26 protein-coding genes are annotated in these 23,208 nt (G+C 68.5%); 17 read left to right on the top strand and 9 right to left on the bottom strand.

Features of this window, described 5'->3' with window-relative positions:
- Positions 1–14 precede the first annotated feature (14 nt).
- The 11 genes from CVV72_RS28470 (at position 15) to CVV72_RS28420 (ending at position 9,463) form a co-directional block, all read left to right on the top strand.
- On the top strand, positions 15–1,409 hold the full coding sequence (locus CVV72_RS28470; protein WP_219146683.1) for a glycoside hydrolase family 16 protein: 1,395 nt from the start codon (positions 15–17) through the stop codon (positions 1,407–1,409).
- 144 nt (positions 1,410–1,553) lie between these two features.
- Positions 1,554–2,390, top strand: a complete 837-nt coding sequence (locus CVV72_RS28465) for a LytTR family DNA-binding domain-containing protein (RefSeq protein ID WP_219146681.1) — start codon at positions 1,554–1,556, stop codon at positions 2,388–2,390.
- Complete coding sequence (locus CVV72_RS28460; RefSeq protein ID WP_034309573.1) at positions 2,387–2,905, top strand: QueT transporter family protein; 519 nt, start codon at positions 2,387–2,389, stop codon at positions 2,903–2,905. The genes CVV72_RS28465 and CVV72_RS28460 overlap by 4 nt, the downstream gene beginning before the upstream one ends.
- A 31-nt stretch (positions 2,906–2,936) precedes the next feature.
- Positions 2,937–4,745 carry a cation acetate symporter gene (locus CVV72_RS28455; RefSeq protein WP_219146679.1) on the top strand — a complete coding sequence of 603 codons (1,809 nt, stop codon included), beginning with the start codon at positions 2,937–2,939 and terminating at the stop codon, positions 4,743–4,745.
- Between the two features lie 138 nt (positions 4,746–4,883).
- Positions 4,884–5,228, top strand: coding sequence for a DUF485 domain-containing protein (locus tag CVV72_RS28450; protein WP_219146677.1), 345 nt, complete (start codon positions 4,884–4,886; stop codon positions 5,226–5,228).
- The gene (locus CVV72_RS28445) at positions 5,225–6,856 is read left to right on the top strand and encodes a cation acetate symporter (protein ID WP_219146675.1); all 1,632 of its coding nucleotides are present in this window, start codon (positions 5,225–5,227) and stop codon (positions 6,854–6,856) included. Before CVV72_RS28450 ends, CVV72_RS28445 begins: the two co-directional genes overlap by 4 nt.
- 47 nt (positions 6,857–6,903) lie before the next feature.
- Positions 6,904–7,254, top strand: a complete 351-nt coding sequence (locus CVV72_RS28440) for a rhodanese-like domain-containing protein (RefSeq protein WP_219146673.1) — start codon at positions 6,904–6,906, stop codon at positions 7,252–7,254.
- 36 nt (positions 7,255–7,290) lie between these two features.
- Positions 7,291–8,217 (top strand): DUF4328 domain-containing protein, encoded by a 927-nt coding sequence (locus CVV72_RS28435; RefSeq protein ID WP_219146671.1) that lies wholly within the window; start codon positions 7,291–7,293, stop codon positions 8,215–8,217.
- Between the two features lie 76 nt (positions 8,218–8,293).
- Entirely contained in the window at positions 8,294–8,596 is a 303-nt protein-coding gene (locus CVV72_RS28430; RefSeq protein WP_219146669.1) for a hypothetical protein, read from the top strand.
- Between the two features lie 30 nt (positions 8,597–8,626).
- Positions 8,627–9,052, top strand: a complete 426-nt coding sequence (locus CVV72_RS28425) for a type II toxin-antitoxin system VapC family toxin (RefSeq protein ID WP_219146667.1) — start codon at positions 8,627–8,629, stop codon at positions 9,050–9,052.
- A 102-nt stretch (positions 9,053–9,154) separates the two neighbouring features.
- Positions 9,155–9,463, top strand: coding sequence for an antibiotic biosynthesis monooxygenase (locus CVV72_RS28420; protein ID WP_255632294.1), 309 nt, complete (start codon positions 9,155–9,157; stop codon positions 9,461–9,463).
- Here CVV72_RS28420 and CVV72_RS28415 read toward each other — a convergent pair.
- Entirely contained in the window at positions 9,460–10,629 is a 1,170-nt protein-coding gene (locus tag CVV72_RS28415; RefSeq protein WP_219146665.1) for a cytochrome P450, read from the bottom strand. The two genes, CVV72_RS28420 and CVV72_RS28415, sit on opposite strands and share 4 nt — an antisense overlap.
- Positions 10,630–10,678: 49 nt before the next feature.
- Entirely contained in the window at positions 10,679–10,891 is a 213-nt protein-coding gene (locus tag CVV72_RS28410) for a hypothetical protein (RefSeq protein WP_219146663.1), read from the bottom strand.
- A gap of 290 nt (positions 10,892–11,181) precedes the next feature.
- Between CVV72_RS28410 and CVV72_RS28405 the strand changes: the two genes are divergently transcribed.
- The 4 genes from CVV72_RS28405 to CVV72_RS28390 all read left to right on the top strand — a co-directional run bounded on the left by CVV72_RS28405 (position 11,182) and on the right by CVV72_RS28390 (position 14,026).
- Complete coding sequence (locus CVV72_RS28405) at positions 11,182–12,063, top strand: DUF5926 family protein (protein WP_219146662.1); 882 nt, start codon at positions 11,182–11,184, stop codon at positions 12,061–12,063.
- Between the two features lie 72 nt (positions 12,064–12,135).
- Complete coding sequence (locus tag CVV72_RS28400) at positions 12,136–12,489, top strand: DUF952 domain-containing protein (RefSeq protein ID WP_219146661.1); 354 nt, start codon at positions 12,136–12,138, stop codon at positions 12,487–12,489.
- Positions 12,490–12,674: 185 nt separating this feature from the next.
- Positions 12,675–13,187: a SigE family RNA polymerase sigma factor gene (locus CVV72_RS28395; RefSeq protein WP_219146660.1), complete on the top strand. Its 513-nt coding sequence runs from the start codon at positions 12,675–12,677 to the stop codon at positions 13,185–13,187.
- Positions 13,184–14,026: a hypothetical protein gene (locus CVV72_RS28390; protein ID WP_219146659.1), complete on the top strand. Its 843-nt coding sequence runs from the start codon at positions 13,184–13,186 to the stop codon at positions 14,024–14,026. The genes CVV72_RS28395 and CVV72_RS28390 overlap by 4 nt, the downstream gene beginning before the upstream one ends.
- A 75-nt stretch (positions 14,027–14,101) precedes the next feature.
- Here CVV72_RS28390 and CVV72_RS28385 read toward each other — a convergent pair whose 3' ends face one another.
- From CVV72_RS28385 to CVV72_RS28375, 3 genes are all read right to left on the bottom strand, one after another.
- Positions 14,102–14,653, bottom strand: a complete 552-nt coding sequence (locus tag CVV72_RS28385; protein WP_034309611.1) for a ferritin — start codon at positions 14,651–14,653, stop codon at positions 14,102–14,104.
- 156 nt (positions 14,654–14,809) lie between these two features.
- Entirely contained in the window at positions 14,810–16,021 is a 1,212-nt protein-coding gene (locus CVV72_RS28380; protein WP_219146658.1) for an arginine deiminase, read from the bottom strand.
- Positions 16,022–16,034: 13 nt separating this feature from the next.
- Entirely contained in the window at positions 16,035–16,832 is a 798-nt protein-coding gene (locus CVV72_RS28375; RefSeq protein ID WP_219146656.1) for a CPBP family intramembrane glutamic endopeptidase, read from the bottom strand.
- A gap of 23 nt (positions 16,833–16,855) precedes the next feature.
- On the opposite strand from CVV72_RS28375, the gene CVV72_RS28370 reads away from it, so the two are divergent.
- A complete protein-coding gene (locus CVV72_RS28370) occupies positions 16,856–17,317 on the top strand; it encodes a PPOX class F420-dependent oxidoreductase (RefSeq protein WP_219146654.1) in 462 nt (153 codons plus the stop codon).
- Here the strand turns inward: CVV72_RS28370 and CVV72_RS28365 are convergent.
- Entirely contained in the window at positions 17,314–18,105 is a 792-nt protein-coding gene (locus CVV72_RS28365) for a DUF2470 domain-containing protein (RefSeq protein ID WP_219146652.1), read from the bottom strand. The two genes, CVV72_RS28370 and CVV72_RS28365, sit on opposite strands and share 4 nt — an antisense overlap.
- Before the next feature lie 94 nt (positions 18,106–18,199).
- On the opposite strand from CVV72_RS28365, the gene CVV72_RS28360 reads away from it, so the two are divergent.
- The gene (locus tag CVV72_RS28360) at positions 18,200–19,207 is read left to right on the top strand and encodes a hypothetical protein (protein WP_219146650.1); all 1,008 of its coding nucleotides are present in this window, start codon (positions 18,200–18,202) and stop codon (positions 19,205–19,207) included.
- 2 nt (positions 19,208–19,209) lie between these two features.
- Here CVV72_RS28360 and CVV72_RS28355 read toward each other — a convergent pair whose 3' ends face one another.
- From CVV72_RS28355 to CVV72_RS28345, 3 genes are all read right to left on the bottom strand, one after another.
- Positions 19,210–19,950 (bottom strand): hypothetical protein, encoded by a 741-nt coding sequence (locus CVV72_RS28355; RefSeq protein ID WP_219146648.1) that lies wholly within the window; start codon positions 19,948–19,950, stop codon positions 19,210–19,212.
- Between the two features lie 11 nt (positions 19,951–19,961).
- Positions 19,962–21,779 (bottom strand): substrate-binding and VWA domain-containing protein, encoded by a 1,818-nt coding sequence (locus CVV72_RS28350; RefSeq protein WP_219146647.1) that lies wholly within the window; start codon positions 21,777–21,779, stop codon positions 19,962–19,964.
- Positions 21,780–21,969: 190 nt separating this feature from the next.
- Entirely contained in the window at positions 21,970–23,145 is a 1,176-nt protein-coding gene (locus CVV72_RS28345) for a homogentisate 1,2-dioxygenase (RefSeq protein WP_219146646.1), read from the bottom strand.
- Positions 23,146–23,208: the final 63 nt, after the last annotated feature.

The following is a 23,208-nucleotide window of genomic DNA, read 5'->3' as shown; positions in this document are numbered from 1 at the left end:
GACGAGGAGGTCCGATGTCCGTTAATCGTTCCCGTTGGAAGATCGCGCTCGCCGCCACCGCCGGCGCGGCTCTGATCACCGTCCCGCTCACCCTGCCCGCATCCGCCGCCGTCCCGCCCCCGCCGTCCGGCTGGACCACCGTGTTCACCGACGACTTCACCGGCGCCGCGGGGTCGCTCCCGTCGAGCGCGAACTGGATCGTCGACACCGGCCACGGCTACCCCGGCGGCCCGGGCAACTGGGGCACCGGCGAGATCCAGAACTACACGGCGAACCCCGCGAACCTCGCCCAGGACGGCTCCGGGAACCTGCGGATCACGCCGCTGCGTGACGGTGCGGGCAACTGGACGTCGGCGCGGATCGAGACGCAGCGCACGAACTTCAAACCGCCGGCGGGTGGCGCGCTGCGGATCGAAGGCCGGATCCAGATGCCGAACGTCACCGGCGCCGCGGCGCTCGGCTACTGGCCCGCGTTCTGGGCGCTGGGCTCGCCGTACCGCGGCAACTACTGGAACTGGCCCGCCGTCGGCGAGTTCGACATCATGGAGAACGTCAACGGGATCAACACGGTCTGGGGTGTGCTGCACTGCGGCGTCAACCCCGGCGGCCCGTGCAACGAGACCACCGGACTGGTCGGCAGCCGCACCTGCCCCGGCGCGAGCTGTCAGAGCGCGTTCCACACCTACACCTTCGAATGGGACACCAGCGTCAGCCCCAACGTGTTCCGCTGGCTGGTCGACGGGCAGCAGTTCCATTCCGTCAGCCAGAACCAGGTCGACGCCACGACGTGGGCCAACATGACGAACCACGCGGGCTACTTCGTCCTGCTGAACGTCGCCATCGGCGGCGCGTTCCCGAACAACAACTCCGGCACCACCACACCGGGGCCGGGAATCGTGCCGGGACACCCGATGCTCGTCGACTACGTCACCGTCCTGACCCGCGGCGGCGGCACGACCCCCACCACGCCCACGACCACCACGGGGAACCCGGGTGGCGGCAGCGCGTACGGCACGATCCAGGCCGAGTCGTACGGCCAGGCAGCCGGGATCGTCAAACAGGCCACCTCCGATTCCGGGGGTGGCCAGAACATCGGGCCCGCGGGCAACGGTGACTGGGCGTTGTATCCGGGCATCGACTTCGGGACGCAAACGGGCAGGCAGTTCCAGGCGCGCGTCGCGTCCGGAGCGGCGGGCGGCGTGAGCGGTCTCGTCGAAGTCCGGCTCGGCAGCCGGTCCAATCCGCCCGTCGGCAGCTTCGCCGTCGCCAACACCGGCGGCTGGCAGAGCTGGCGGACCATCCCGGCGAATATCAGCGGCGTCACCGGAAGACACGACGTCTACCTGACCTTCACGAGCGGCCAGCCCGCCGATTTCGTGAGCGTCAACTGGTTCACCTTCACGCCGTGAAGGGATAGATGTGGCACGGCGAGGCGGTTCGTGTCACCGGAAAAGATGACGGCACCGGTCACCCCAGGCGCGGGGGTGCCGGTGCCGTCCTTTTCGTTCGACTTTCGTGAAGCGGGCTGGACAAGGCACGCGGCAATGGGCAGGATGCGTCTCACTGTGAGTGCTCACGATGACACCCGGAAGCTCATCGTCCTGGCGGTGGACGATGAGCCCAAAGGGCTAGACGAACTCGTCCATTGTCTCCGCAACAGCCCGCACGTCGCCCTCGTCTATCCGGCGATCGACGCTTCGGAGGCGCTGCGTCTGCTGTCCGCGGACGACCCGCGGCTGGCCGACCGCAAGGCCCGCGGGCTGCCGATCGTGGACGCGGTGTTCGCCGACATCGACATGCCCGGTCTGTCCGGCATGGAGATGTCGCGGGTGTTCGCCGCGCTGCGCCCGTCGCCGGCGCTGGTGTTCGTGACCGGGCACGCGGAAGAGGCCGTCAACGCCTTCGACCTCGGCGCGCTCGACTACGTGCTCAAGCCGTACCAGCAGGATCGTCTCGATCGCGCAGTCACGCGCGTGATGGACAAACTCGCCGCCAACGCCGCGCCGAAGTTCGGCCAGGAAGGCGGACTGGGACAGGTCAAGAACGACGACGAGGTCATCCCCGTCGAGCTCGCGGGCACCACGAAGCTCATCCCGCGGTCTTCGGTCCGCTGGGTCGAGGCGCAGGGCGACTACGCCCGGTTGTTCACCACCGACGGCAGCCATCTGGTCCGCATCCCGCTCGCTCAGCTCGAAGAACGCTGGGAGAAGGCGGGTTTCGTCCGCATCCACCGGTCGTTCCTGGTCTCGCTGCCGCTGATCACCGAACTGCGCATGGGGCAGGGCGGCTATCAGGTCGTGATCGGTAACGAGGAGAAGGTGCTGCCGGTGAGCCGCCGCCACACGCGCGCCCTCAAGGACAGGCTGGTCGGCGCCAACCGGTCGACGTGACCGACGACTTCTACCGCCGCGTCAACGGCGTCCGCGAACCGGACCCGACGCTCGGCAAGAGCAGGAAACCGGCGGTGCCCGAGGGCGCCGCCGTCGAACCCGTTCCCGGCGCGCCGTCCGGGCCGAAGCACGAGCAGGCCAAACCCGAACATCACGCGAAACCCAAGCGACAGCGGGTGATCCTCGCCGATCCGCGGCAGGCCACCAGCACCCTGCGAGCCAGGGTCGAACTCGAAGAACAGACCAGCTGGGGAAAACTCCTGGTCCGGGATCTGGTGAAGATCCAGCTGCGGACGGCCTCGCTGCTGGCGCTGCTGGTGATGGTCACGCTGTGTTCGCTTCCGGTGCTGTTCTATCTGATCCCGTCCTTCGGCCGGGTGACCGTCGTGGGCATCCCGGTGCCCTGGCTGATCCTCGGTGTGGCGCCTTTCCCGTTCCTGTTCGGCATCGGTCTTTGGTACAACCGGCTAGCCGAACGGCACGAGCGCGACTTCGTCGACATGATCGAGAACTGATTGCGGAGCTGCACATGCGAGGATCCACACCGTGCAGCTGAATTCGTGGGCCATCGCCGGCATCGTGCTGGTGGCGGTCCTGACCTTCTACCTCGGACATCGCTCCTCGAGGTCGGCCGTCAGCACGCACGATTTCCTCGTCGCCCGGCGCACCGTGCGGTCCCGGCGCAACGCGGCCGCGATCTCCGGCGAGTACCTGTCCGCCGCGTCGTTCATGGGCGTCGCCGGCATCGTGCTCAAGGACGGCGCGGACGCCCTGTGGTTCCCGATCGGCTTCACGGCCGGCTATCTCGCGCTGATGCTGTTCGTCGCCGCGCCGCTGCGGCGGTCCGGCGCCTACACGCTGCCGGACTTCGTCGAGATGCGGCTGGGATCGACGATGCTGCGCCGCTTCTCGACGGCGTTCGTGGTGTTCATCGGGATCCTCTACATGGTCCCGCAGTTGCAGGGTGCCGGGCTGACACTGGCGACCATCCTGCCGGTGCCGGCGTGGGCGGGCGCGATCCTGGTGACCTGTGTGGTCGGCTTCAACGTGATCGCGGGCGGCATGCGTGCCATCACCGTCGTCCAGGCCTTCCAGTACTGGCTGAAGCTGTTCGCCATCGCGGTGCCTGCGTTCATCCTGTGCATCGTGTTCCTCGGCTCCGGCGGGCCGGGCAGCGCGCGCCCGCTGGGACAGCCCGCTCCGCCGACGTTCACCGAGAACACCACCGTCACGGTGCAGACCGACGTCACGCTGAAGGTCACCACGGTGACCGTGCTGGAGGCGTACGGCCAGGTGGAAGGCGCGCGGGCCAACGGTTTCGCGGTGTGGGCCCCGGAAGCCGCGCACAAGGTCACCAAGGGCACGACGCTGAAGTTCACCGCGGGCACGCCGGTCCCGGTGGTCAGTGAAGCGCCCGCCTCCAACAGCGACTGGCTCCGCCCTGGTTCGGGCGGCCTCACCGATCTGCTGCAGGTCTATTCGCTGATCCTCGCGACCTTCCTCGGCACCATGGGCCTGCCGCACGTCCTGGTCCGCTTCTACACCAACCCCGACGGCAAGGCCGCACGCCGCACGACGGTGCACGTCCTGCTGCTGCTCGGGTTGTTCTACCTGTTCCCGACGCTGCTGGGCGCGCTGTCCCGGATGTACGTCCCGGAACTGCTGGTGACCGGGAAGACCGACGCCGCCATCCTCCTGTTGCCGTCCGCCGTTCTCCCCGGCCTGTGGGGCCAGATCCTGGGCGCGGTGACTGCGGCCGGTGCCTTCGCGGCGTTCCTGTCCAGTTCGTCCGGGCTGCTGGTGAGTGTCGCCGGGGTCGTGTCCACCGACGTCCTGCCCGGTCGCGTCCGCGATTTCCGGGTGGCGACGGCGATCGTGGCGATCATCCCGTTCGCCCTGGCGGTCCTGCTGCCGTCGGAGGACCTCTCGCTTTCGGTCGGGATGTCGTTCGCGCTGGCCGCGTCGACGTTCAGCCCGCTGCTGTTGCTCGGGGTCTGGTGGCGCAAGCTCAGCTGGCCCGGCGCGCTGGCCGGGATGCTCGTCGGCGGCGGGCTGGTGCTGACCGCGCTGGTGGTCAACATCGTCAGCAAGTACACCGGCGGCTGGGCGCCGTGGTTCGCGAACCAGCCCGCGCTGATCACCGTGCCGGCGGCGTTCCTGACCACCTATGTGGTGAGCCGCGCGACCGGATACGGGCGGCCGGACGACGTCCACGGTGTGATGCTGCGGTTGCACGCGCCCGATCCGCTCGGGTTCATGCGGGATCGTGCGGTCGCCCGGTTCGGGCAGGCCGAAGAAAAGGCGGAGAAGATCGAGAAGCCTCGGTCAACCGGTAAAGGCCGCCACCGGAAGTAATTCACTCTTTCGAGTCGCGAACCTCTACGCACAGTCGTACCGTTCACTCAAATGGATTGCTCCTCTCACGCCCTAAGAGGGGCATGATCTTTCGTGACAACGAAGTCATCGAATGGTCGCGTAGACGGGAGGTCCGACGTGAGCGATACCGATCAAGGTCTCGGGTCCGATCCGGAATCCGACTGGGAAAAGGTGCAGGCGAGCCCGGAATTCGTCGAGCTGCGGCGACGGCTGCGGGTATTCGGTTTCCCGATCTCGGCCCTGTTCCTCCTCTGGTATCTGCTCTACGTGCTCGTCGCCGACTACGCGACCGGGTTCATGAGCACCAAGCTCTTCGGCAACATCACCGTCGGCCTGGTCTTCGGCCTGCTGCAGTTCGTGTCCACCTTCGTGATCACCGGCCTCTACGTCCGGTACGCGAACCGGAAACTCGATCCGCTCGCCGACAAGATCCGGCACGAGGTCGAAGGGGCCGAACGGTGAATACGCTGGCAGCGGGCGTACAGGGCAGCAATCCGGCGCTCAACATCACCATTTTCGCGATCTTCGTCGCGATCACGCTCGTGATCGTTTTCCGGGCGAGCCGGAATACGAAGACCGCGTCGGACTACTACGCGGCGGGCCGCGCGTTCACCGGTCCGCAGAATGGCGTCGCGATCTCGGGTGACTACCTGTCCGCGGCGTCGTTCCTGGGTATCGCCGGTGCGATCGCGATCAACGGTTACGACGGTTTCCTCTACTCGATCGGTTTCCTCGTCGCCTGGCTGGTGGCGTTGCTGCTGGTCGCGGAACTGCTGCGCAACACCGGCAAGTTCACCATGGGCGACGTGCTGGCGTTCCGGATGAAGCAGCGCCCGGTCCGCGCGGCGGCCGCGATCTCCACGCTCGCCGTCTCGTTCTTCTACCTGCTCGCGCAGATGGCGGGGGCGGGCGGCCTGGTGAACCTGCTGCTCGGCATCGAAGGGAATCTCGGCCAGGACCTGGTGATCGCCGTCGTCGGCGTGATCATGATCCTGTACGTGCTGATCGGCGGGATGAAGGGCACCACCTGGGTCCAGATCATCAAGGCCGTCCTGCTCATCGCGGGCACGTTCGCCATGACGCTGTGGGTGCTGGGGAAGTACGGCTTCAACCTGTCCAGCCTCTTCCAGGCCGCCGTCGACAAGGGCGGGCAGACAGGGGAAGCGCTGCTCGGGCCGGGCAAGCAGTACGGCAAGACCGGCACGACGAAGCTCGACTTCCTGTCGCTGGGCATCGCGCTGGTGCTCGGTACCGCGGGCCTCCCGCACGTGCTCATGCGTTTCTACACGGTGCCGACCGCGAAGGACGCGCGCCGTTCGGTGGTGTGGGCGATCGCGCTGATCGGTGTCTTCTATCTGTTCACGCTGGTGCTCGGCTACGGCGCGGGTGCGCTCGTCGGCCCGGACGTGATCGCGAAGGCGCCGGGGACGACCAACTCGGCGGCCCCGCTGCTGGCGCTCGAGCTGGGCGGCCCGATCCTGCTCGGGTTCATCGCGGCGGTGGCGTTCGCGACGATCCTCGCGGTGGTCGCGGGCCTGACGATCACGGCGTCGGCGTCGTTCGCGCACGACGTCTACGCCAACGTGATCAAGAAGGGCAAGACCGCCCCGGACAGCGAGGTCCGTGTCGCGCGGATCACCGCGCTGGTGATCGGGGCCGTCGCGATCGTCGGCGGGATCCTCGCGAAGAACCAGAACGTGGCGTTCCTGGTGGCGCTCGCGTTCGCGGTGGCGGCGTCGGCGAACCTGCCGACGATCCTGTACTCGCTGTTCTGGAAGCGGTTCAACACCCAGGGCGCGCTGTGGAGCATCTACGGCGGGCTGAGCGTGTGCGTCGTCCTGATCGTGTTCTCGCCGGCGGTCTCGGGGAAGCCCGTCGACCCGAAGACCGGGAAGAGCGCCTCGATGATCCAGGGCGTCGACTTCCACTGGTTCCCGCTGGACAACCCGGGCATCGTCTCGATCCCGGTCGCGTTCTTCCTCGGCTGGCTCGGCACCGTGCTGTCCAAGGAGCACAACCAGAAGAAGTACGCCGAGATGGAGGTCCGCTCGCTCACCGGTGCCGGGGCGGAAAAGGCCGTCCGGCACTGAGTGCCTCTTCACGCGCGCGCAACGGGACGGGATGCGAGGATGGGAGTGTGGTGAGCCCTGCTGACATCCCGACCGTCGCCGTCCGTGACCTGCCGAAGGACGGTGTCGCGCTGCTCGACGTCCGTGAGGACGACGAGTGGGCCGCCGGGCATGCCCCGGGTGCCAAGCACATCCCGATGGGTGAGCTGCCCGCTCGCGTCGGCGAACTCGACGACCTGCCCGACGACCAGCCCGTCTACGTGATCTGCCGCAGCGGCGGCCGGTCCGCGCGCGCCGCCGCGTGGCTCAACGCGAGCGGCTGGGACGCGGTGAACGTCGCCGGCGGGATGGGTTCCTGGAAGCAGGAGGGACGCCCGATGGTCGGCGAGCATCCCGGCGTCGATCCCGAAGTGCTGTAACCCGTGCAGCCAGGCCACTACCCGCCGAGAGCGCCGGTGCCGCCGGTGCGCCCCACGCCGATGCGGCAGCCGGCGCGGCATCGCGTCCGCTGGGTCGCGTCGCCGCCGCCCGGTGCCTTGCCGCAGCGGCGCGAACCCGTGGCCGAACGCTACGCCGGTCCGCCGTCCTATCCGGTCCCGCCGCGATGGGGATTCCCGAATCTGGTCTGGCGGCGGTCGACCGCGGTCCCCGGGACGGCTTCCGGCGAGGTCACCGCGGGGGAACGGCTGCGGGTGATCACGCGCAGCCTCCTGCCCGTGCTGTGGACCTTCGCCGCGCTCGCGGTCGTCGCCTCCGCCGCCGAAATCTGGCGCTACGTCCTGCTCGTGCAGAGCCGCGACTCCGCGTTGTCGACGTCCGTCGTCTCCGTCTCCGACAGTTTCGTGATCACCGCCGGCCTGCTCACGACGATCCTTTCGCTGCTGCCGTCGGGGCTCACCGTGTGGTGGCTGCTCGTGGCCAGGCACGCCGCCGCGGACAGATGCGGCGAGGTGCCGCCGAGGCGGCTGTGGCACGTCCTGGTGTTCGTACTGGTGCCGGTGGTGAACCTGATCATGGTGCTGCCGGTGGTCGCCGAACTCGAACACGCCGTCCTGCGCCGGACGCGGGAAACCCGGCCGAAGCCGTCGCGGCTCGTGCTGATCTGGTGGGGCGTCTGGGCGCTCAACTGGGTGCTGCTCGGGCTCGTCATCGTCTGGCGGTTCCGTGACGGCGTCCAGGCACTGGCCGACGGGGTCGTCCTGGTCGCGCTGACCGACCTGGCCGCGGCCGGGCTCGCGGTGGTGACGGCGCTGCTCGTGAAGCGTATGTCCGGCTTGCTCGCGCCTGTGGCGGAGAAGCGCCTTCGGCTGCTTCGCGTGCTGAAGGTGGACGGGGCTCCGGATCCGGACCGGCGGGAGCGCCCGGCCTCTTCAGTGCGCTGACGCAACTCGTCCACTGAACGTTTGAATGCGGATCTCCGCACCCCGTTGGGAGCGGATCGGTCTGTAACATGGAGGTATGAGCAGCGAGCAGCAGGAGTGTGATCTGCCCGCCGGGGAGACCGGCCGGGCGAGGTCTGCTGTGTTCGGTCTGTACAAACCGTCCGCCGCCAGGACGAAGAGGATCACCAGGCCCGTCACGGGCCGAGTTTCACCGGCCGGGAAAACAGGCCTCACCGCTCATGGAATCCGCAGGCCTGACTCGGCCACGGACGAACCGTCGACGCCGTATTCGCCGCCGTCCTTCTTGGGGATGTTCGATCTTCCCGCGGACGCGTCCGAGAACGTGAAGGCCGTGGTGCGCGGCCAAGATGTCGCCTGAGACGCACCAAGTGATCCGATGGCGCGCCCGATGGTGGTGGACGCCGGCCCGCTCATCGCCATGGTCAGCCGAAAAGACGATCACCATCAGGCGGTGGTGTCCTGGCTGGAGACCGCGGCCACGCGTGATCTGTTGGTGCCGTCGTTGGTGTTGACCGAGGTATGTCACTACCTGGAGAAGTACCTCGGCGGTGAAGCCGAAGCGGCGTTCATCGAAGGACTCATGCGCTCGCCGCAGTTCGCTGTCTACCACCCCATGGACGACGATTTCCGGCGGATGGCCGTGCTGATGCGCCAGTACTCTGATTGGCCGCTCGGCCTGGCCGACGCCGCGGTCGTGGCCACGGCGGAACGGTTGAAGACGGTCGAGGTGGCGACGGTCGACCGCCGGCATTTCGAGCACATCAAGCCGGTGCACGTTTCCCACTTCACTCTTTACCCCAAAGCCGCACGCTGACCTGCGGAAAGAGAGCAAGGGACCTTTGCTGCCGCCCCGGCTGCCGGAGTGAGCCAGGTCACCGTTGACCTCCAGCTCGCTGGAGGTTCCAGACTGCTGATCATGAGCGACGACGGCGTCACCTTCATCAATGTCTTCGAGATCCCCGCGGACCGCGTGGACGAGTTCGTCGAGACGTGGCGGGAGCGCGCGAACCTGATGCGGGACGCGCCCGGTTTCCGCGACGCCAAACTCCACCGGGCCCTGCTGCCGGATTCACGCTTCCAGCTGGTCAACGTCACGCATTACGACAGCAAGGAAGCCTGGGAGGCGGCCGGGAAGAACCAGGTGTTCCAGGCGTCGACCGAACGTGCCGCGGAGGTCGCGACGCCCAACGCCGCGCTCTACGAAGTGGTCGTCAAGTACCCCTAGCCGGTGGTGACCCGGAGCGAGCGCAGCCCCCGGATCACGAATTCGGGCCGCCGCTCCGGGGTCTCGGCGAGTTCCAGTCCCGGCAGCTTCGAGGCGAGGGAGCTCAGCGCGGCCGCGATCTCCACGCGCGCGAGCGGGGCGCCGACGCAGTAGTGGATGCCCATGCCGAAGCCGAGGTGCGCGTTCGGCGTACGGCCGATGTCCAGGGTGTCCGGCCGGTCGAAGACCTTCGGGTCCCGTGCCGCGGCGCCGAGGAGCGCGCCGATCTTCTCGCCTTCGGCCACCCGGAACCCGGCGATCTCGACGTCCACGGTCGCCGTCCGCTCGAAGAGCTGGAGCGGTGCGTCGAAGCGGATCAGCTCCTCGACGCACGGGTCCAGCAGGTCCGGGGAGGCCACCAGCCGCTCCCACTGGTCGCGGTGGGTCAGCAGCGCGTTGACGCCGTTCCCGATGACGTTCACCGTCGCCTCGTGCCCGGCCATCAGGAGCAGGACGGCGGTCGCGACCAGTTCGTCTTCGGTGAGCTCACTGCGCAGGAGATCGCTGACGATGTCGTCGCCGGGGGAGTTCGCGCGTTGCTTCGCGACGCCACGCAGGTAGTCGACGAACTCCGCCGACGCGGCTTCGGCGGCGTCGCGCTTCTCCTCGGCGAGCCCGTATTCGTACATCTTCACGATGTGGTTCGAGAGGGTGACCATGCGCGGTCCGTCCTCGACCGGGACGCCGAGGAGTTCCGCGATGACCGCGACCGGCAGCGGCTGCGCGAGATGCGTCAGCAGGTCGGCCGAGCCGGTTTCGGCGATCTCGGCGGCGAGGCGGGCGACCATGCCGTCGGCGAGTTCGGCGACCATCGGCCGCAGCCGCTGGACGTGCCCCCGCCCGAACGCGCCCGCGATCACCCGTCGCAGCCGAGTGTGGGCGGGCGGCTCGTTCTCCAGCAGCGAGTTGCGGTGCAGCAGGTTGAACGACGCGAACCGCTCCACCGGCAGCGCGTCCTGCCAGATCCGGCCGAGTCCGCGATGCCGCAGGACGGCGGCCGACGCCGCGTGCGACACCGCCACGGCGACACCGAGGCCGTCGTGCCGGTGGACTTCGCCGCGCTCGCGGAGGTCGGCGAAATACGGGTACGGATTCGCGAGGAAGGCCGGGTCGGCGAGGTCGAACACGTGCCGACTGTAACCCGCGCCGGGGCGGTCGCCCCGGCGCGGCGGTGAGCTACAGATGCAGCCAAAGCCCCAGGTGCAGGTGCAGGCCGTGGTGGTGGTGCCCGTGGTGATGGCCGCCGCACAGCAGCAGGCAATGGCGGGCCTGGTCCGCGCTGCCGGACTCCGGCGCGGCCGAAGCCGTGCCCGCCGCGGGCCCGGCCAGCATCAGTCCGAGTGCCACGGGAACCGCGGCCAAGGCGGCCCGGCGCTTCGAGGTGCTCATCTGTGATCCCTTCTCCGCACTGCGGCGCCGGGATGGCGCCGTGATCGAGTATTCGGTGCGGTGCGGGGGAAACGGCAGGCTGATCACCCGCGATTCGATCGTCCGGATGATGACAACCGTTTTCAGTCCGGTTTCCGTGGTACCCGGATGGCCGCTGAAACCCACCGATCCGGTCGATCCGGTGGTCTGCCGGGTGTTCGTCCGCGCCGTCTCGTCACCAACCCCGGGGGCCTTACGAGACGCGCGCCTTCCCGCGATAGCGTTCCGAACCGAGCTTTGAGGAGGCTGACGTGGGCAAGGGTTCGCGCAAGAAGGGTCCCAAGACGACCTCGGATCGCAAGCCGAAGGTGCGCGACGTCTTCGTCGGCCAGCCCTTCGAGGGGCTCGCGGCGGAGACCGAGCTGATCGCGCTGCGCGAGTTCGTCCCGTCGGCGACGGCGGCGCTCACGCTGGGCTCCGGCGAGAAGGTCACCCTCGGCACGGTGCTGCCGATGGCGGCGGCCGCGTTCGTCCGGTCCGACGGCGAGCGCTACGTCGGGATGCAGGTGCAGACCCGGTCCTCGGACATCAGCCGCGACCTCGGCCGCGCGCTGCAGTGGGTCCTGGACGCCAAGGAGGGTGACGTGCTGTCCGTGCCGGACACCACGACGCCGCCCACCGCCGACGAGAAGGCCCGTCTCCAGGACCTGCTCGACGTGAACGCCGAACTCGACGTCACGCTCTACAACGACTTCGCCTGGTGGCTCCCCGAAGACGCCGACGCGAGCGGCGATGTCGCACTCTCGCTCGAGCGGGCGAACGCGGCGATCATGCCGACCGAACGCCTCGGCGCGGGCGCGTACTGGGTGCTCGCCGGCGAGAAGGCGCACCTGCGCTGGGTCCGCCCGGAACCGGAGAACCTGCTGCTGCAAGCGCTTGCGCGGCTGTCCGCGGCCGGCGAGCTGGGCCTCGGCGAGGGCTCCCGCTACGCCGGTTCGTTCCGCGCGCACGGGCTGCTCGTCCCGGTGTGGGACCTCGACCCCGAGGCCCACGCCCGCGAGTGGGCCGACGCGAAGGACCAGCTCGGCGTCCGCCTCGAGGCCGCGCTGAAGTCGCTCGACACCGAGCCGCTCAACGCCGCCGAACGGCGCTCGCGCGACGGCCTGATCGGCCGCCAGCTCACCATCCGCTGACCTCCTCCCGCGCATTTCGTCCTCTGCATGCGGGCTCCGCGTCCAGAGGACGAAATGCGCGAGGATGGGCGAGTGATCCTCCATATCTGCCCCGAGGCCGACTGGTCCGCGGTGCCCGAAGGCGGCGTCTACACCGCCGCGTCGCTCGCCTCCGACGGCTTCATCCACTGTTCGGACCCGGGAACGGCGCATATCCCGGCCAACGCCGTGTTCCCCGGCCGCACCGATCTGCTGCTGCTGGAAATCGACCCGGCGCTCGTCAGCGCGCCCGTCGTCTGGGAGGACGGCGACCCGCCGCATCCGGCCGGTCTCCAGTTCCCCCACGTGTACGGGCCGATACCGCGTAACGCCGTGGTGGCCGTCCACGAATTCCCTGTTCAGGGGGACGGTACGTTCAGAATTCCCGACTCGGTGTCGAGGCGTTGAGCCGGCGCTCCTCGAACTGGTACGCGGCAAGAGACAACCTGTGGGGGGCCGTCATGCGTTTCGGGAGAGATGAGCCAGGCGAACCTGGCCGGGTGACCCCGGGGGGAGGCGATACGGTGACCGCTGCCGCGACGGTCGTACCGGGGGCGGAGGTCTGGGGGGCCGGCGAGAGCCGGAGGAGTGACGTGCCGGGTGAACTCGTCGACTTCGGCGACTTCGTGAGGACCAGCCTCCCGGGTCTGCTGAGGTACGGCCACGCCCTCACCGGAAACCCGCACGACGCCGCCGACCTGGTCCAGACCGTGCTGGAGAAGATCGGTTCCCGGTGGTCGTACGTCCAGCACAAGACCGGCGACCCGATGGCCTACATCCGCCGTTCGATGGCCAACGCGCATATCAGCCGCTGGCGCCGGACCAAACGCGAGAGCCTGGTCGCCGATCTGCCGGACACCCAGCCGTACAGTCCGGCCGACCCGTTCGAGCACGAACCACTGTGGCAGGCGTTACGAGCGCTGCCGCCGCGGCAACGCGCGGTGATGGTCCTGCGTTACTACGAAGGCCTGTCCGAAGCCGAGATCGCGGATTCGCTCGGGGTCAGCCAGGGCACCGTCAAAAGCCAGGCGAGCAAGGCGATGGCGTCGCTGCGCACGAAGCTCGCCCTGAACGAGCCCAAGGACGAAGGGAGGGAAGCGGGATGAACATGTCCGACGAGGACGTGCAGCGGAAGCTGCGTGACCTGTTCTCTGATGAGCGGCTGAGCGTGGGATCCACGCTGAATCCCGAGACGATCGTCGCGGGCGCCCGCCGCCGCCGTCGCCGTCGCCAGCTGATGCAGACGACGAGCGGGATGGCCGCCGCGGTGGTGCTGCTGGCCGGCGGGGTCACGATTTTCACGATCCAGGACAAGGACAACGGCGCGGCCTTCCCCGGAGGCGACCAGCTCACCATGGGGGCGGCCTCGTCGAGCCTCGCGCAGCCTGGGCCGGGGAGTTCCGTGCCGCCGGTTTCCGCACCGGCGGCGTCGACGCACCCGGCGTCCGTGCCACCGCCGTCGACGATCCCCGACGGGCCGGTCGAACCGCCGAAGAGCATCACCGTCACGAACCCGCCGACACCGCGCAAGGTGACCACCGGCGCGCTGCTGTCCCCGGCCGGCTTCGGCAAGCTCCGGCTCGGGATGAGCGAGGCGGAGGCGGAAGCCGCCGTCGGCCCGCTGCGCGCGAAGGATGGGCGGCAAGCCTGCGTCTACGGTTACGTGGAGGGAGACGCCGTTCCCGGGCCGACTTCGGTGTCACTGACCGAGGCCGACGGGATCACGGTCATCAACCCCTCCGGGGCGGTGCACACCCCCGAGGGAATCGGGGTCGGTTCGACCGAGGCGGACATTCTCGCCGCCTACCCCGGTGGCACCAAGAACGGCAATGCCTACTTCGCGCCGATCAGTTCGGTGAGCGCGTACCGGATCGCGCTGGGCAACGACGGGTCGGTCCTGGGCATCCTGCTGACCCGGATCGAGCAGAGCTGTCAGTACAGCTGACGGGACGAAGAAAACCCGGGCTTCTCCAAGGGGGAGAGCCCGGGTTTTCCCGTGGTGGGAGCGTTGGTCAGTGCGTCAGAGCGCGCCGCCCGCGACCGGGGGCATCCCCGAGTCGGCGCCGCCGTCCCCGACGGATTCACGGTGCAGGTGGTTCTCCACCTCGAACAGGTTGCCGTTCGCGCGCTTGACGATGTTGAGCAGCGTGGACATCTGGGAGATCTCCTCGACCTGCTCCTTGAGGAACCACTGCGTGAACTGCTCGCCGATGTAGTCCTCTTCGGCGCGCGCGGCCTTGGCCAGCTGCTGGATGTCGGTCGCGACGTCCTTCTCCTGCTGCAGCGCGAGCTCGATCAGCTCGGTGACGTCGGAGAAGTCGTTGCGCACGTCGCCGGTGCCGGGGATCTCCACGTGGTGGTCGGTGTCCAGCATGTACTGGACGAGCGCCATCGCGTGGTTCCGCTCCTCGACGGACTGCTTGTAGAAATGCTTCGCGAGCTGCGGCAGGTCCTCGGCGTCGAACCAGACCGCCAGCGCGATGTACTGCTGGGAGGCGTTGAACTCGTTGTGGATCTGCGCCTGCAGCAGTTCGTAGAACTTCGAGCGCGGTTGCTTCTTGAGGAGGGCCATGTGTTCGAAGATACGCCATGTGCTTATTCGATTTCCACTTTTATCTGGTGATCTACCCCCTATTAGGTTAGTATTCCCAATAATAGGTTCACCTCAATTAAGTAAGCCTTCCCTAATCATTCGAAATCGATTAGGGAAGGCTTACTTAATTTCCGGTCAGATGCTTTCGCGCCGGATGGGGCAGGACATGCAGCGCGGCCCGCCGCGGCCGGAGCCCAGCTCGGAGCCGGTGATGGCCAGTACTTCGATACCGGCTTCCACCAAGCGCGCGTTGGTTTCCACATTACGTTCGTACCCGACGACGACGCCGGGCGCGAGGGCGAGGGTGTTGTTCCCGTCGTCCCATTGCTCGCGTTCCGCGGTGACCGGATCGAGCCCGGTGTCGATGACGCGGAGCCGGTCGATTCCCATTGCCTCGGCGGCCGCGGTGAGGAATGGGGCCGGGCCCTCCACCTTCACGGAACCGTCATCGGTCGGCCGCATCGTGAACGCGGTCAGTGAATCACGGGAGAGCGGATACATGACGACGGCGTCGGCGTCGACCATCGTGCAGACGGTGTCCAGATGCATGGTCGCGCGGGTCTGCTGGATGGGGACGGCGAGCACGGTGTGCGCGATCCCGTCGGCGAAGACCGACCGCGCCAGCGACTCCGCACCCGCCGCGGTCGTCCGCTCGCCGACGCCGATGGCCAGGACACCCGGCGAGAGCAGCATGACGTCGCCGCCCTCGATCGGCGCCGAATGCGCGCCGTACGCGCGGGACGCGTGGCGGAACCACGGGTGATAGGCGTAGATGAGATCCAGCACCGCGGTCTCGCGGACCCTGGCGGGCATGGTCAGCGAGGAGACCGCGACGCGGTCGCCGATCCAGGCCGACGAGTCACGGGTGAACAGCAGGTTCGGCAGTGGATCGACGGCGAAGTCGTTCGGGTGGTTCATCAGCCGGACCAGCGAGGCGCCCTCGGCGGCGGGCAGCTCCTCGAAGGTCATCCCCGCCATCAGGACCTCGGCCAGGGTCGCGGGCGCGACGCTCGACAGATGGGAACGGAGCGAATCGGCAAGGTCGGGCCCGAGCCGCCGCTCGTCGACCGCCGCGTGCACCCCGGCCGCGTGGGCGCGGGTGTCGGCGAGTGCCGTGCGCAGCGCGTCGGCCAGCAGCAGCACCTCGACACCTCGGCCGCGCAGCACCTCGGCGAACGCGTCGTGCTCCTCCTGCGCGCGGTCCACCCAGGGGATGGAATCGAACAGGAGCTGGTCGTTGTTGCGAGGCGTGAGCCTTTTGAGCTCGTTGCCGGGCCTGTGCAGCAGCACCGCACGCAGGGGGCCGACTTCGCTGTCAACTCGGGGTGGAGTCGTCTCGTCAATCACGGCTTCACACTAGCTAGGGAAGCCAGGAAACTCGCCCTTTGAGCAGCGCGTATCCGACGAAGGAGACGAAATCCAGCGCGGTGTGCGCGGCGATCAGCGGCCACAGCCGGTTCGTCTTCTGCCACAGCCTGCCGAACACCAGGCCCATCACGACATTGCCGACGAAACCGCCGAAGCCCTGATACAGGTGATAGGACCCGCGAAGCACCGAAGACGCGACCAGCGAGGTGTTCTCACGCCAGCCGAGCTGCCGCAGCCGGGTCAGCAGGTACGCGACGACGAGCACTTCTTCGGCGAACGCGTTCCCGAAGGCCGACAACGTCAGCGTGATCGGACGCCACCACGTCTCGCCCAAAGTGGACGGTTGCACCGACAGGCTGAACCCGAGGCCGTAGGACAGGAAGTACAGGCCCAGCCCCGGAATCCCGATCACCGCGGCGAGCAGCAGCCCGTGGACGACGTCGCGGCCGGGGCGCTGTCTGTCGAGGCCGATCTCCGCGAGCTTCATCCCGCCGCGCCACAACAGGTACAGCCCGAGCGCGCCCCAGCCGACCAGCTGACCGGCGCTCAGGAGCTGCTTGAGCAGATCGACGAGGCTCAGCGTCGCCTGGGGAACGTTCAGCTGGGCCTGTTGCTGTGCCAGTGGCACCGGCTGCAGCAGCGAGTCCACAAGGGACAGCAGACTGCGCAGCCCGGACAGGCCGAGGGTGATGCCGAAGACGACGACCAGTTCGATGACGATCGCGCGGCGGCGCGCCGGATCTTCCACGAATTCCGGCAGCGCCGGGCGTTCGGGACGCAGCCAGCTCATCGGCCGCACGTTACCGTCGGGGCATGCCAAGGAGCATCGCGACCAACGAAACCGTCGACCGCGCCGCGCTCGTCGACTTCCTGTCCACCCGCCACCGCGCCATCCTGATGACCACCAAGGCCGACGGCGGCCCCCAGCTTTCCCCGGTGACCTGCGGAGTCGACGGAGAAGGCCGGCTGGTCATCTCCACGTACCCGAAGCGCGCGAAGGTGGTCAACATCCGGCGAGAGCCGAAGGTGTCCGCTTGCGTCCTCTCCGACGAGTGGAACGACCGGTGGGTCCAGCTGAACGGCACCGCCGAGGTGCTCGACCTGCCCGATTCGGTCGAGCCGCTCGTCGACTACTTCCGCGCGATCTCCGGCGAACACCCCGACTGGGACGAGTACCGCGAAGCGATGGTCAAGCAGGGCAAGAGCATCATCCGCGTCACCATCGAGTCGTGGGGCCCGATCGCCAAGGGCGGATTCCCGGCGGAACTGGCCTAACCCTGCGGGAAGTAGGGGCAGCCGACGAGACGGCGGATCTCGCTGCTCAACTGCTGCGGCCCTTCGACCGGACGCGAGAACGCGAGCCGGACGTCGTGGTCGCCTGAATCGGCCTCGACCCGCAGCCGAAGCCCGTAGCGATCCAGCCCGAGCGGCCGGATCCACCCGCCGCGCAGTTCGGCGGGCACGTGTTTGGCGAGCTGCCGGACGACGTCGGCGTGGTCGGTCTCCAGATGCCGCAGCCAGTCGGCCTCGTAGTCGTGGAACGGATCCGGGGGCGCGGCGCTGAACATGTGCGGCCGGAGCGAATGGGTGCCTTCGGCGTCGGCGAGCACTAGCGACGCCGGGGTAAGCCGCAGCAGCGTCAGGCCGTGTCCGACGTCCAGCAGGCGCTCGTCCGGCCGGGTCTCGGCGATGGAGACCGCGCGGGCCCGCGCCGAAACCTCCGAGAGCGGGCGGAGCCAGCCCGTGATCCACAGCAGCCCGCGGATGGGTTCCCGCAGGTCGACCGGTGCCTGATCGGTCAATTCGACCATCACCGCGAGCTCGCCGCGCTGGGCCTCGTGCGCGCGTTTCACCAGGTGGTGCTCGTCCGGCAGCAGGATGCTGACGCTGCCGCTCGTGTGCACGTGGTGCAGCTCGGGGATGACACGGCCGCACTGTCCTGGCTGGTCACGCTGCTCCGCGGTCGGCATCAGCGTCGCCGGCCCGTTGCGGGTGGCGATCGTCTTCGCGCGTTCGGCGGGGTTCGGCGCCGGCGGGCGGCGGATGGACGTCGGTGTGGTCACGGCTCACCTCCTAGTTAGGTGAGCCTAACCTGATCTGGCCACCGAGTGGAAGTAGCCTGGATCACGTCTCACCGCATCCCGATAGGTTGACCAGGTGGAAGCCCACAGAATCCGGGTGCTCGAACCACCCGAAGGGATTCCGGCGACGAACCTGCCGGTCCTGGTTCCCCTGCTCGACCGCAACACCGCCACCACCGGGACGATGGCCATCGCGACCGGACTGACCGCGGCGCTGGGCGTTGTGCTCGCGGTCTCCGGGGGACACGGGATCGCCGCGCCCCTGGCCCTGCTGGTCTTCATGACACCGTCTTCGGTCTATTTCGGCTACTCCGCCCTTGCCGGATCCTCCTCGATGCGGAAGCTCACCGACAAGCCGTTCCGCCTGGTGAACGGGCTGGACGACGCCGTCGTCGCGGGTGCACGGGTGAGCGTTCCGCTGGACGGACGGTGGCTCGTCGTGCGGCTCCCGATCCCGCTCCGGACGCAACTCGCGGCACAGCGACGGCTCTGGGTGCTCGGCCCGTTCGTCATGCTGCCGGGCGTGATCGTCCCGCGCCGTGGAGCGTTCCGCGACGCTCCGGTGAAGGGCTCGGTCCCGTTCGCCTTCGAGCCGGTGTCACCGGGCCGGATACTCGCGACGCAGCGGCGATTGCTTTCGACGTACTACTTCATCAGTGTCGTGATCCTGTTCGTCGCGAGCGCGTTCGGCTTCTGGACGTCGGCGGACTATCCGCGGCGGGACGGCATCCTGGTGGAGGCCACGTGGATTTCCGGCTACGGCTTCGCGGTGGGCGCCGTCGGGCTCGCGATCGTCGCCGTGGTGCTGCTCAGGAAGCTGCCCGAGCCGCGGTGGACCGAACTCGCCGTCGTGTCCGGGCCTGCGTCGGTCAACTTCTTCGGCATGGTCACCGTGACGGGCCGGACCGTCTTGCCCGACGGCCGCGAGGTGACCGTCACCGCCGGTGGTTCGGATCAGTCGCTGGCCGCGAACATCGCCGCGACCGGGCGGCTGTGGGTGCTCGGCGTGCCCGCGGCCGGGAGGACGGCGAAGGCCGGAGTGCCCGGTCACGCGGTGTTCGGGCCGGTCCGATTCGGCCGGTGACGTCAGCCGAGGGAGCGCCGCGTCGCTTCCTCGGTCTCCACGACACCTCGCCGGATCCCTTCCAGCTGTTCGCTCAGCTCGCCGATGGTCGTCGTGTCGAGCAGCGAATCCCCGGTGGCGGCCGACAGTTCGGCCGCCCTGGCGACCAGTCCGTCGAGTCCGAGCGCGCCGGATCGCAGCTGTGCCAGCAGTTTCCGCTGCGCGCTCGACAGCCGCGCGTGCACGTCCTCCTGTGCCTGCACGGCTTCGAGCGACTGGATCAGGTCGCCGCGGATGTCGTCGTCGGCGGCCTTGAGATCCTTTCGCAGCCGGGCTTTCTCGGCCGACACCGCGCCGAGGTCCACCCGTGCCAAGGCCTTCGCGGTGGCGGACGTGCGGGCGGCCAAGCGGCGGAGGGTGTCGACGGTTTCCCGCACCACCGGTTCCATGTCGGCCACCCGGTCGGCGAGCGGTCCGGCGTCGAGCGAAGCGGAAATCGACCGGAAACCGTCGGCCGCGGCTTCGGCGCGCCGCAGCCAATCCGCCTCCGGTGAACCGGGCTCGACGTCCGGGAGCGGCCGTTCTTCTGGATCTGGCAAGGGTTTCGGCCGCGTGGCGGCGGCGACGCCTGCCCGGGCGGCCAGCACGGTCACGCCGACGCCGAGCGCGGCGAGCACCGGCAGCTGCACGGCCCAGGCCGCACCCGCCGACGTCGCCGCGAGGAGCAGTCCCCACGGTTCGGCTAGCTCACGGACGAAGCGCATATCCGAGGATCTCAGAAATTCGAGATCACGGCGGTGAAGACCTGGTCGATCGAGTCCGGTTTGGACGAGTCGTACCCGACGCCCTGGGTGGCCTCGGCGATCTCCTTGAGGATGCCCAAATCCGCGTCGGAGCCGTAGGCGATGGTGAACATCCGCACCGCTTCACCGCCGCCCTCCGTCCGCAACCGGCCGACGAGGTTCGGCAGATCGATCCCGCCGGGATCCTCGTTCCGGCCGTCGGTGAGCACGACGACGGCGTTGATCGCGTCCGGATCCAGTCGCTGCTTCATGAATTCGTAGGCGGCGAGCGACGAATCGTAAAGCCCCGTCCCGTTTTGCGGGGTCAACCCGTTCAGCCGCGTCGCCAGCTCCTGCCTGCCCGGCTCGCCGCCGATCGGCGATACCGGCCGCAGCTCGACGTAATCCTTGTCGCCGTCGAGTTTCGTCGAGAACATCCACAGCCCGACCTTGTCCGCGTCGCCGAACTGCGGCAACGACGCCACGGCCGCCTGTTTCGCGAGATCCATCTTGTTCTTCCCGGTCCCGTCGACGCCGTCGCCCATCGACCCGGAGACGTCGACGACCAGCAGCACGTTCGCCTTCTTCCGCAGGTCCTTCCACGACTTCAGCACCTCGGTCAGCACCGGCGGGCTCGGCGGGCGGATGAGGTTCAGCTTCGAATCCGGCTCGGCACCGTTCTGCTTCGTGGTCTGCGAGCCGGGTTTGCCGTCGAACGTGCGGAAGCCGATGTCGCTGAACTTCTGCTGCGCCTCGGCGCCGCGCAGATGCGCGAGAAAGTCCGCCGCGACCTGCTTGCGGAGGTCGTCGGCCCAGTTCAGCACGGTGAACGGGTGATCGGAATTGAGGGTGCCGTCGCTCGGGTAGATCCCCACGAGCGGCACCTTCGGCGGCGCGTGCTGCCCGCGTTTCGCCGGGTCGTTGGTGGGATTGCCCTGGTTGTAACCGACGAGCGAGTTCTCCTCGACCGTGACCGCCGAGATGTACGACAGCGCGGCGCCGCGGTCGTCGGCCTTCTGCAGGTTCGTCAGGAACGTCAGCGTGTTGTCGCCGTAGTGGACGATGGCCTGCTCGACGTTCCGCACGAACGTCTGGGCCTCGGGCTTCGCGAGCGCGTTCGCGGTGAGGTCCGAAGACGTGCCCGTCGCCGCGTAGTAGGCGCCGATGGTGGCGTTGAGACCGGACGTCGAGATGTTCGGATTCGTCTTGCCCAGCCGGAACTTCCCCCACTCCGGATGGCCGTACTTCGCCCAGCCCTGCGGATCCGTGGCCAGCGCGGCGAGATCCTTCCAGCCGATGCCCTTGCCGGGCCAGCCGAGCGCCTCGGCCATCGGTTTCGGCATCGCGACGACCAGCGGCGCGTTCGCGACCGATTCCGGGTCGCCCTCGGGAACCAGCGCGGGGTGGTCGGAGCCGGTGAGGTTCTGGCGCAACAGGTTCACCCAGCCGGACGCCGCGGGCGTCCAGACGTCCGGGCGCGGGCCGTCCACGGCTTCGTTCCAGCCGCGCGACAGCGCCTGCATCGCGGTACCGGACGATTTCGACTGCACGAGCACGTCGACGCAGCGTCCGGCCACCGTGCGGCCGCTGTAGCCCTTGGCGATTTCGGCGACCACGCCCGCCTTCTCCGGCGAAGACGACACCTGAAGCTTGACCGCGTCACCGGTGGTGCACTTCGCCTCCACGGCCTCTTCGCCGGAGTCGCTCGTGAGCGCGCGCAAACCGATGATCAACCCGATCGCGACCACCGCCGCGGCCGCGAACGCCAGGACCTTGCGGCCACCGCGGGACTGCCCTGGATTCACGACCATGGAGAACCTCCCGGTGAGAAACACCGATTATCCGGAGGTTTCGCCTTGCCCTGCTTGGTGTTGCCGAACCGTTGCGGCCGTGGCGGTACTTATCCCGCCACCTTTCGGCGCAATCAGTCACCTACTTGCGTGAGCACTTTCCGGCGCACGTCTTCGCACGCCGCAAGTAGGTGACTGATTGCGGCAGTCACTAAGCGCCGGGGCCGCGTCCGGACCAGGTCCAGGCGTAGCCGTGGTCCTCTGACGCGTCCGCCGCCTCACCGAGGTCCAGCGGCGCGAAGGTGTCCACCATGACCGCGGTCTCGTCGAAGAACTGCGCCCCGATCGACGCCTCCGCCGCGCCGGGCTGCGGCCCGTGCGTGAAACCGGACGGGTGCAGCGAAAGCGAGCCGACCTCGATCCCGGAACCCTTGCGCGCCTCGTAGTTCCCGCGGACGTAGAACATCAGCTCGTCGGAGTCGACGTTCGCGTGGTTGTACGGCACCGGGATCGACTCGGGGTGGTAGTCGACCTTGCGCGGGCAGAACGAGCAGACCACGAAGTTCGGGCCCTCGAACGTCTGGTGCACGGGCGGCGGCTGGTGCACGCGGCCGGTGATCGGCTCGAAGTCGTCGATGTTGAACGCCCACGGGTACAGGCAGCCGTCCCAGCCGACGACGTCGAACGGGTGGGTCGCGTAGGTGTAGCGCGTCAGCCCGGCGCGGTGCCGCACGAGGACCTCGACGTCGGTGCCGTCGACGACCAGCGGCTCGGACGGGCCGCGGATGTCGCGTTCGCAGTACGGCGAGTGCTCCAGGAACTGGCCCTTCGCCGACAGGTACCGCTTCGGCGGGCCGATGTGGCCGCGCGCTTCGATGGTCAGCAGTTTGACCCCGTCGTCGCCGTGCGGGAGCACCCGGTAGGTGCACGACGTCGGGATGACGAGGTAGTCGCCGTCACCGACCTCCAGGGCACCGTAGATCGTCTCGACGGTCGCACCGCCGCCTTGGACGTAGAACAGCTCGTCGCCCGCGGCGTTGCGGTACAGCGGCGACGGTTTGGTCGCGTGGACGAAGCCGATGGTGACGTCGGCGTTGCCGAACAGCCGCCGCCGGTCGGTGACCGCGTCGGCGTCGCCGAACTTGAGGTCCTGGGTCTTGAAGGCGCGGGGCTTGAGCGGGTGGTTCGGGGTGATGGGGCCGCGCTCGTCCTCGATCGCGACGGCGTCGACGATCGCGGTGGGCAGCCCGCGGTGATACAGCAGCGCCGAGTCCGCCGAGAAACCCTCGACACCCATCAGTTCCTCGGCGTACAGGCCCCCGTCGGGCTTGCGGAACGCCGTGTGGCGCTTGTGCGGGATCTCGCCTACCTGCCGGTAGTAAGGCATCGGAATCTCCCCGGAACGTGTCCGTTGTGCGAACGATTTTGTCCTGATGTCGTACGCTACTAG

It is taken from the genome of Amycolatopsis sp. TNS106, assembly GCF_019330265.1.
GTDB lineage: Bacteria > Actinomycetota > Actinomycetes > Mycobacteriales > Pseudonocardiaceae > Amycolatopsis > Amycolatopsis lurida.
The sequence above is the reverse complement of the archived record's forward strand: the minus strand, read 5'-3'. Positions and strand labels throughout refer to the sequence as shown.

Bases quoted from the DNA above. Each gene is read 5' to 3' on its own strand.
- CVV72_RS28470 (WP_219146683.1), top strand. From the start codon at position 15: ATGTCCGTTAATCGTTCCCGTTGGAAGATCGCGCTCGCCGCCACCGCC.
- CVV72_RS28465 (WP_219146681.1), top strand. From the start codon at position 1,554: ATGCGTCTCACTGTGAGTGCTCACGATGACACCCGGAAGCTCATCGTC.
- CVV72_RS28430 (WP_219146669.1), top strand. From the start codon at position 8,294: ATGAGCAGCGAGCAGCAGGAGTGTGATCTGCCCGCCGGGGAGACCGGC.
- CVV72_RS28425 (WP_219146667.1), top strand. From the start codon at position 8,627: ATGGTGGTGGACGCCGGCCCGCTCATCGCCATGGTCAGCCGAAAAGAC.
- CVV72_RS28420 (WP_255632294.1), top strand. From the start codon at position 9,155: ATGAGCGACGACGGCGTCACCTTCATCAATGTCTTCGAGATCCCCGCG.
- CVV72_RS28410 (WP_219146663.1), bottom strand. From the start codon at position 10,891: ATGAGCACCTCGAAGCGCCGGGCCGCCTTGGCCGCGGTTCCCGTGGCA.
- CVV72_RS28390 (WP_219146659.1), top strand. From the start codon at position 13,184: ATGAACATGTCCGACGAGGACGTGCAGCGGAAGCTGCGTGACCTGTTC.
- CVV72_RS28385 (WP_034309611.1), bottom strand. From the start codon at position 14,653: ATGGCCCTCCTCAAGAAGCAACCGCGCTCGAAGTTCTACGAACTGCTG.
- CVV72_RS28375 (WP_219146656.1), bottom strand. From the start codon at position 16,832: ATGAGCTGGCTGCGTCCCGAACGCCCGGCGCTGCCGGAATTCGTGGAA.
- CVV72_RS28370 (WP_219146654.1), top strand. From the start codon at position 16,856: ATGCCAAGGAGCATCGCGACCAACGAAACCGTCGACCGCGCCGCGCTC.
- CVV72_RS28355 (WP_219146648.1), bottom strand. From the start codon at position 19,950: ATGCGCTTCGTCCGTGAGCTAGCCGAACCGTGGGGACTGCTCCTCGCG.
- CVV72_RS28350 (WP_219146647.1), bottom strand. From the start codon at position 21,779: ATGGTCGTGAATCCAGGGCAGTCCCGCGGTGGCCGCAAGGTCCTGGCG.
- CVV72_RS28345 (WP_219146646.1), bottom strand. From the start codon at position 23,145: ATGCCTTACTACCGGCAGGTAGGCGAGATCCCGCACAAGCGCCACACG.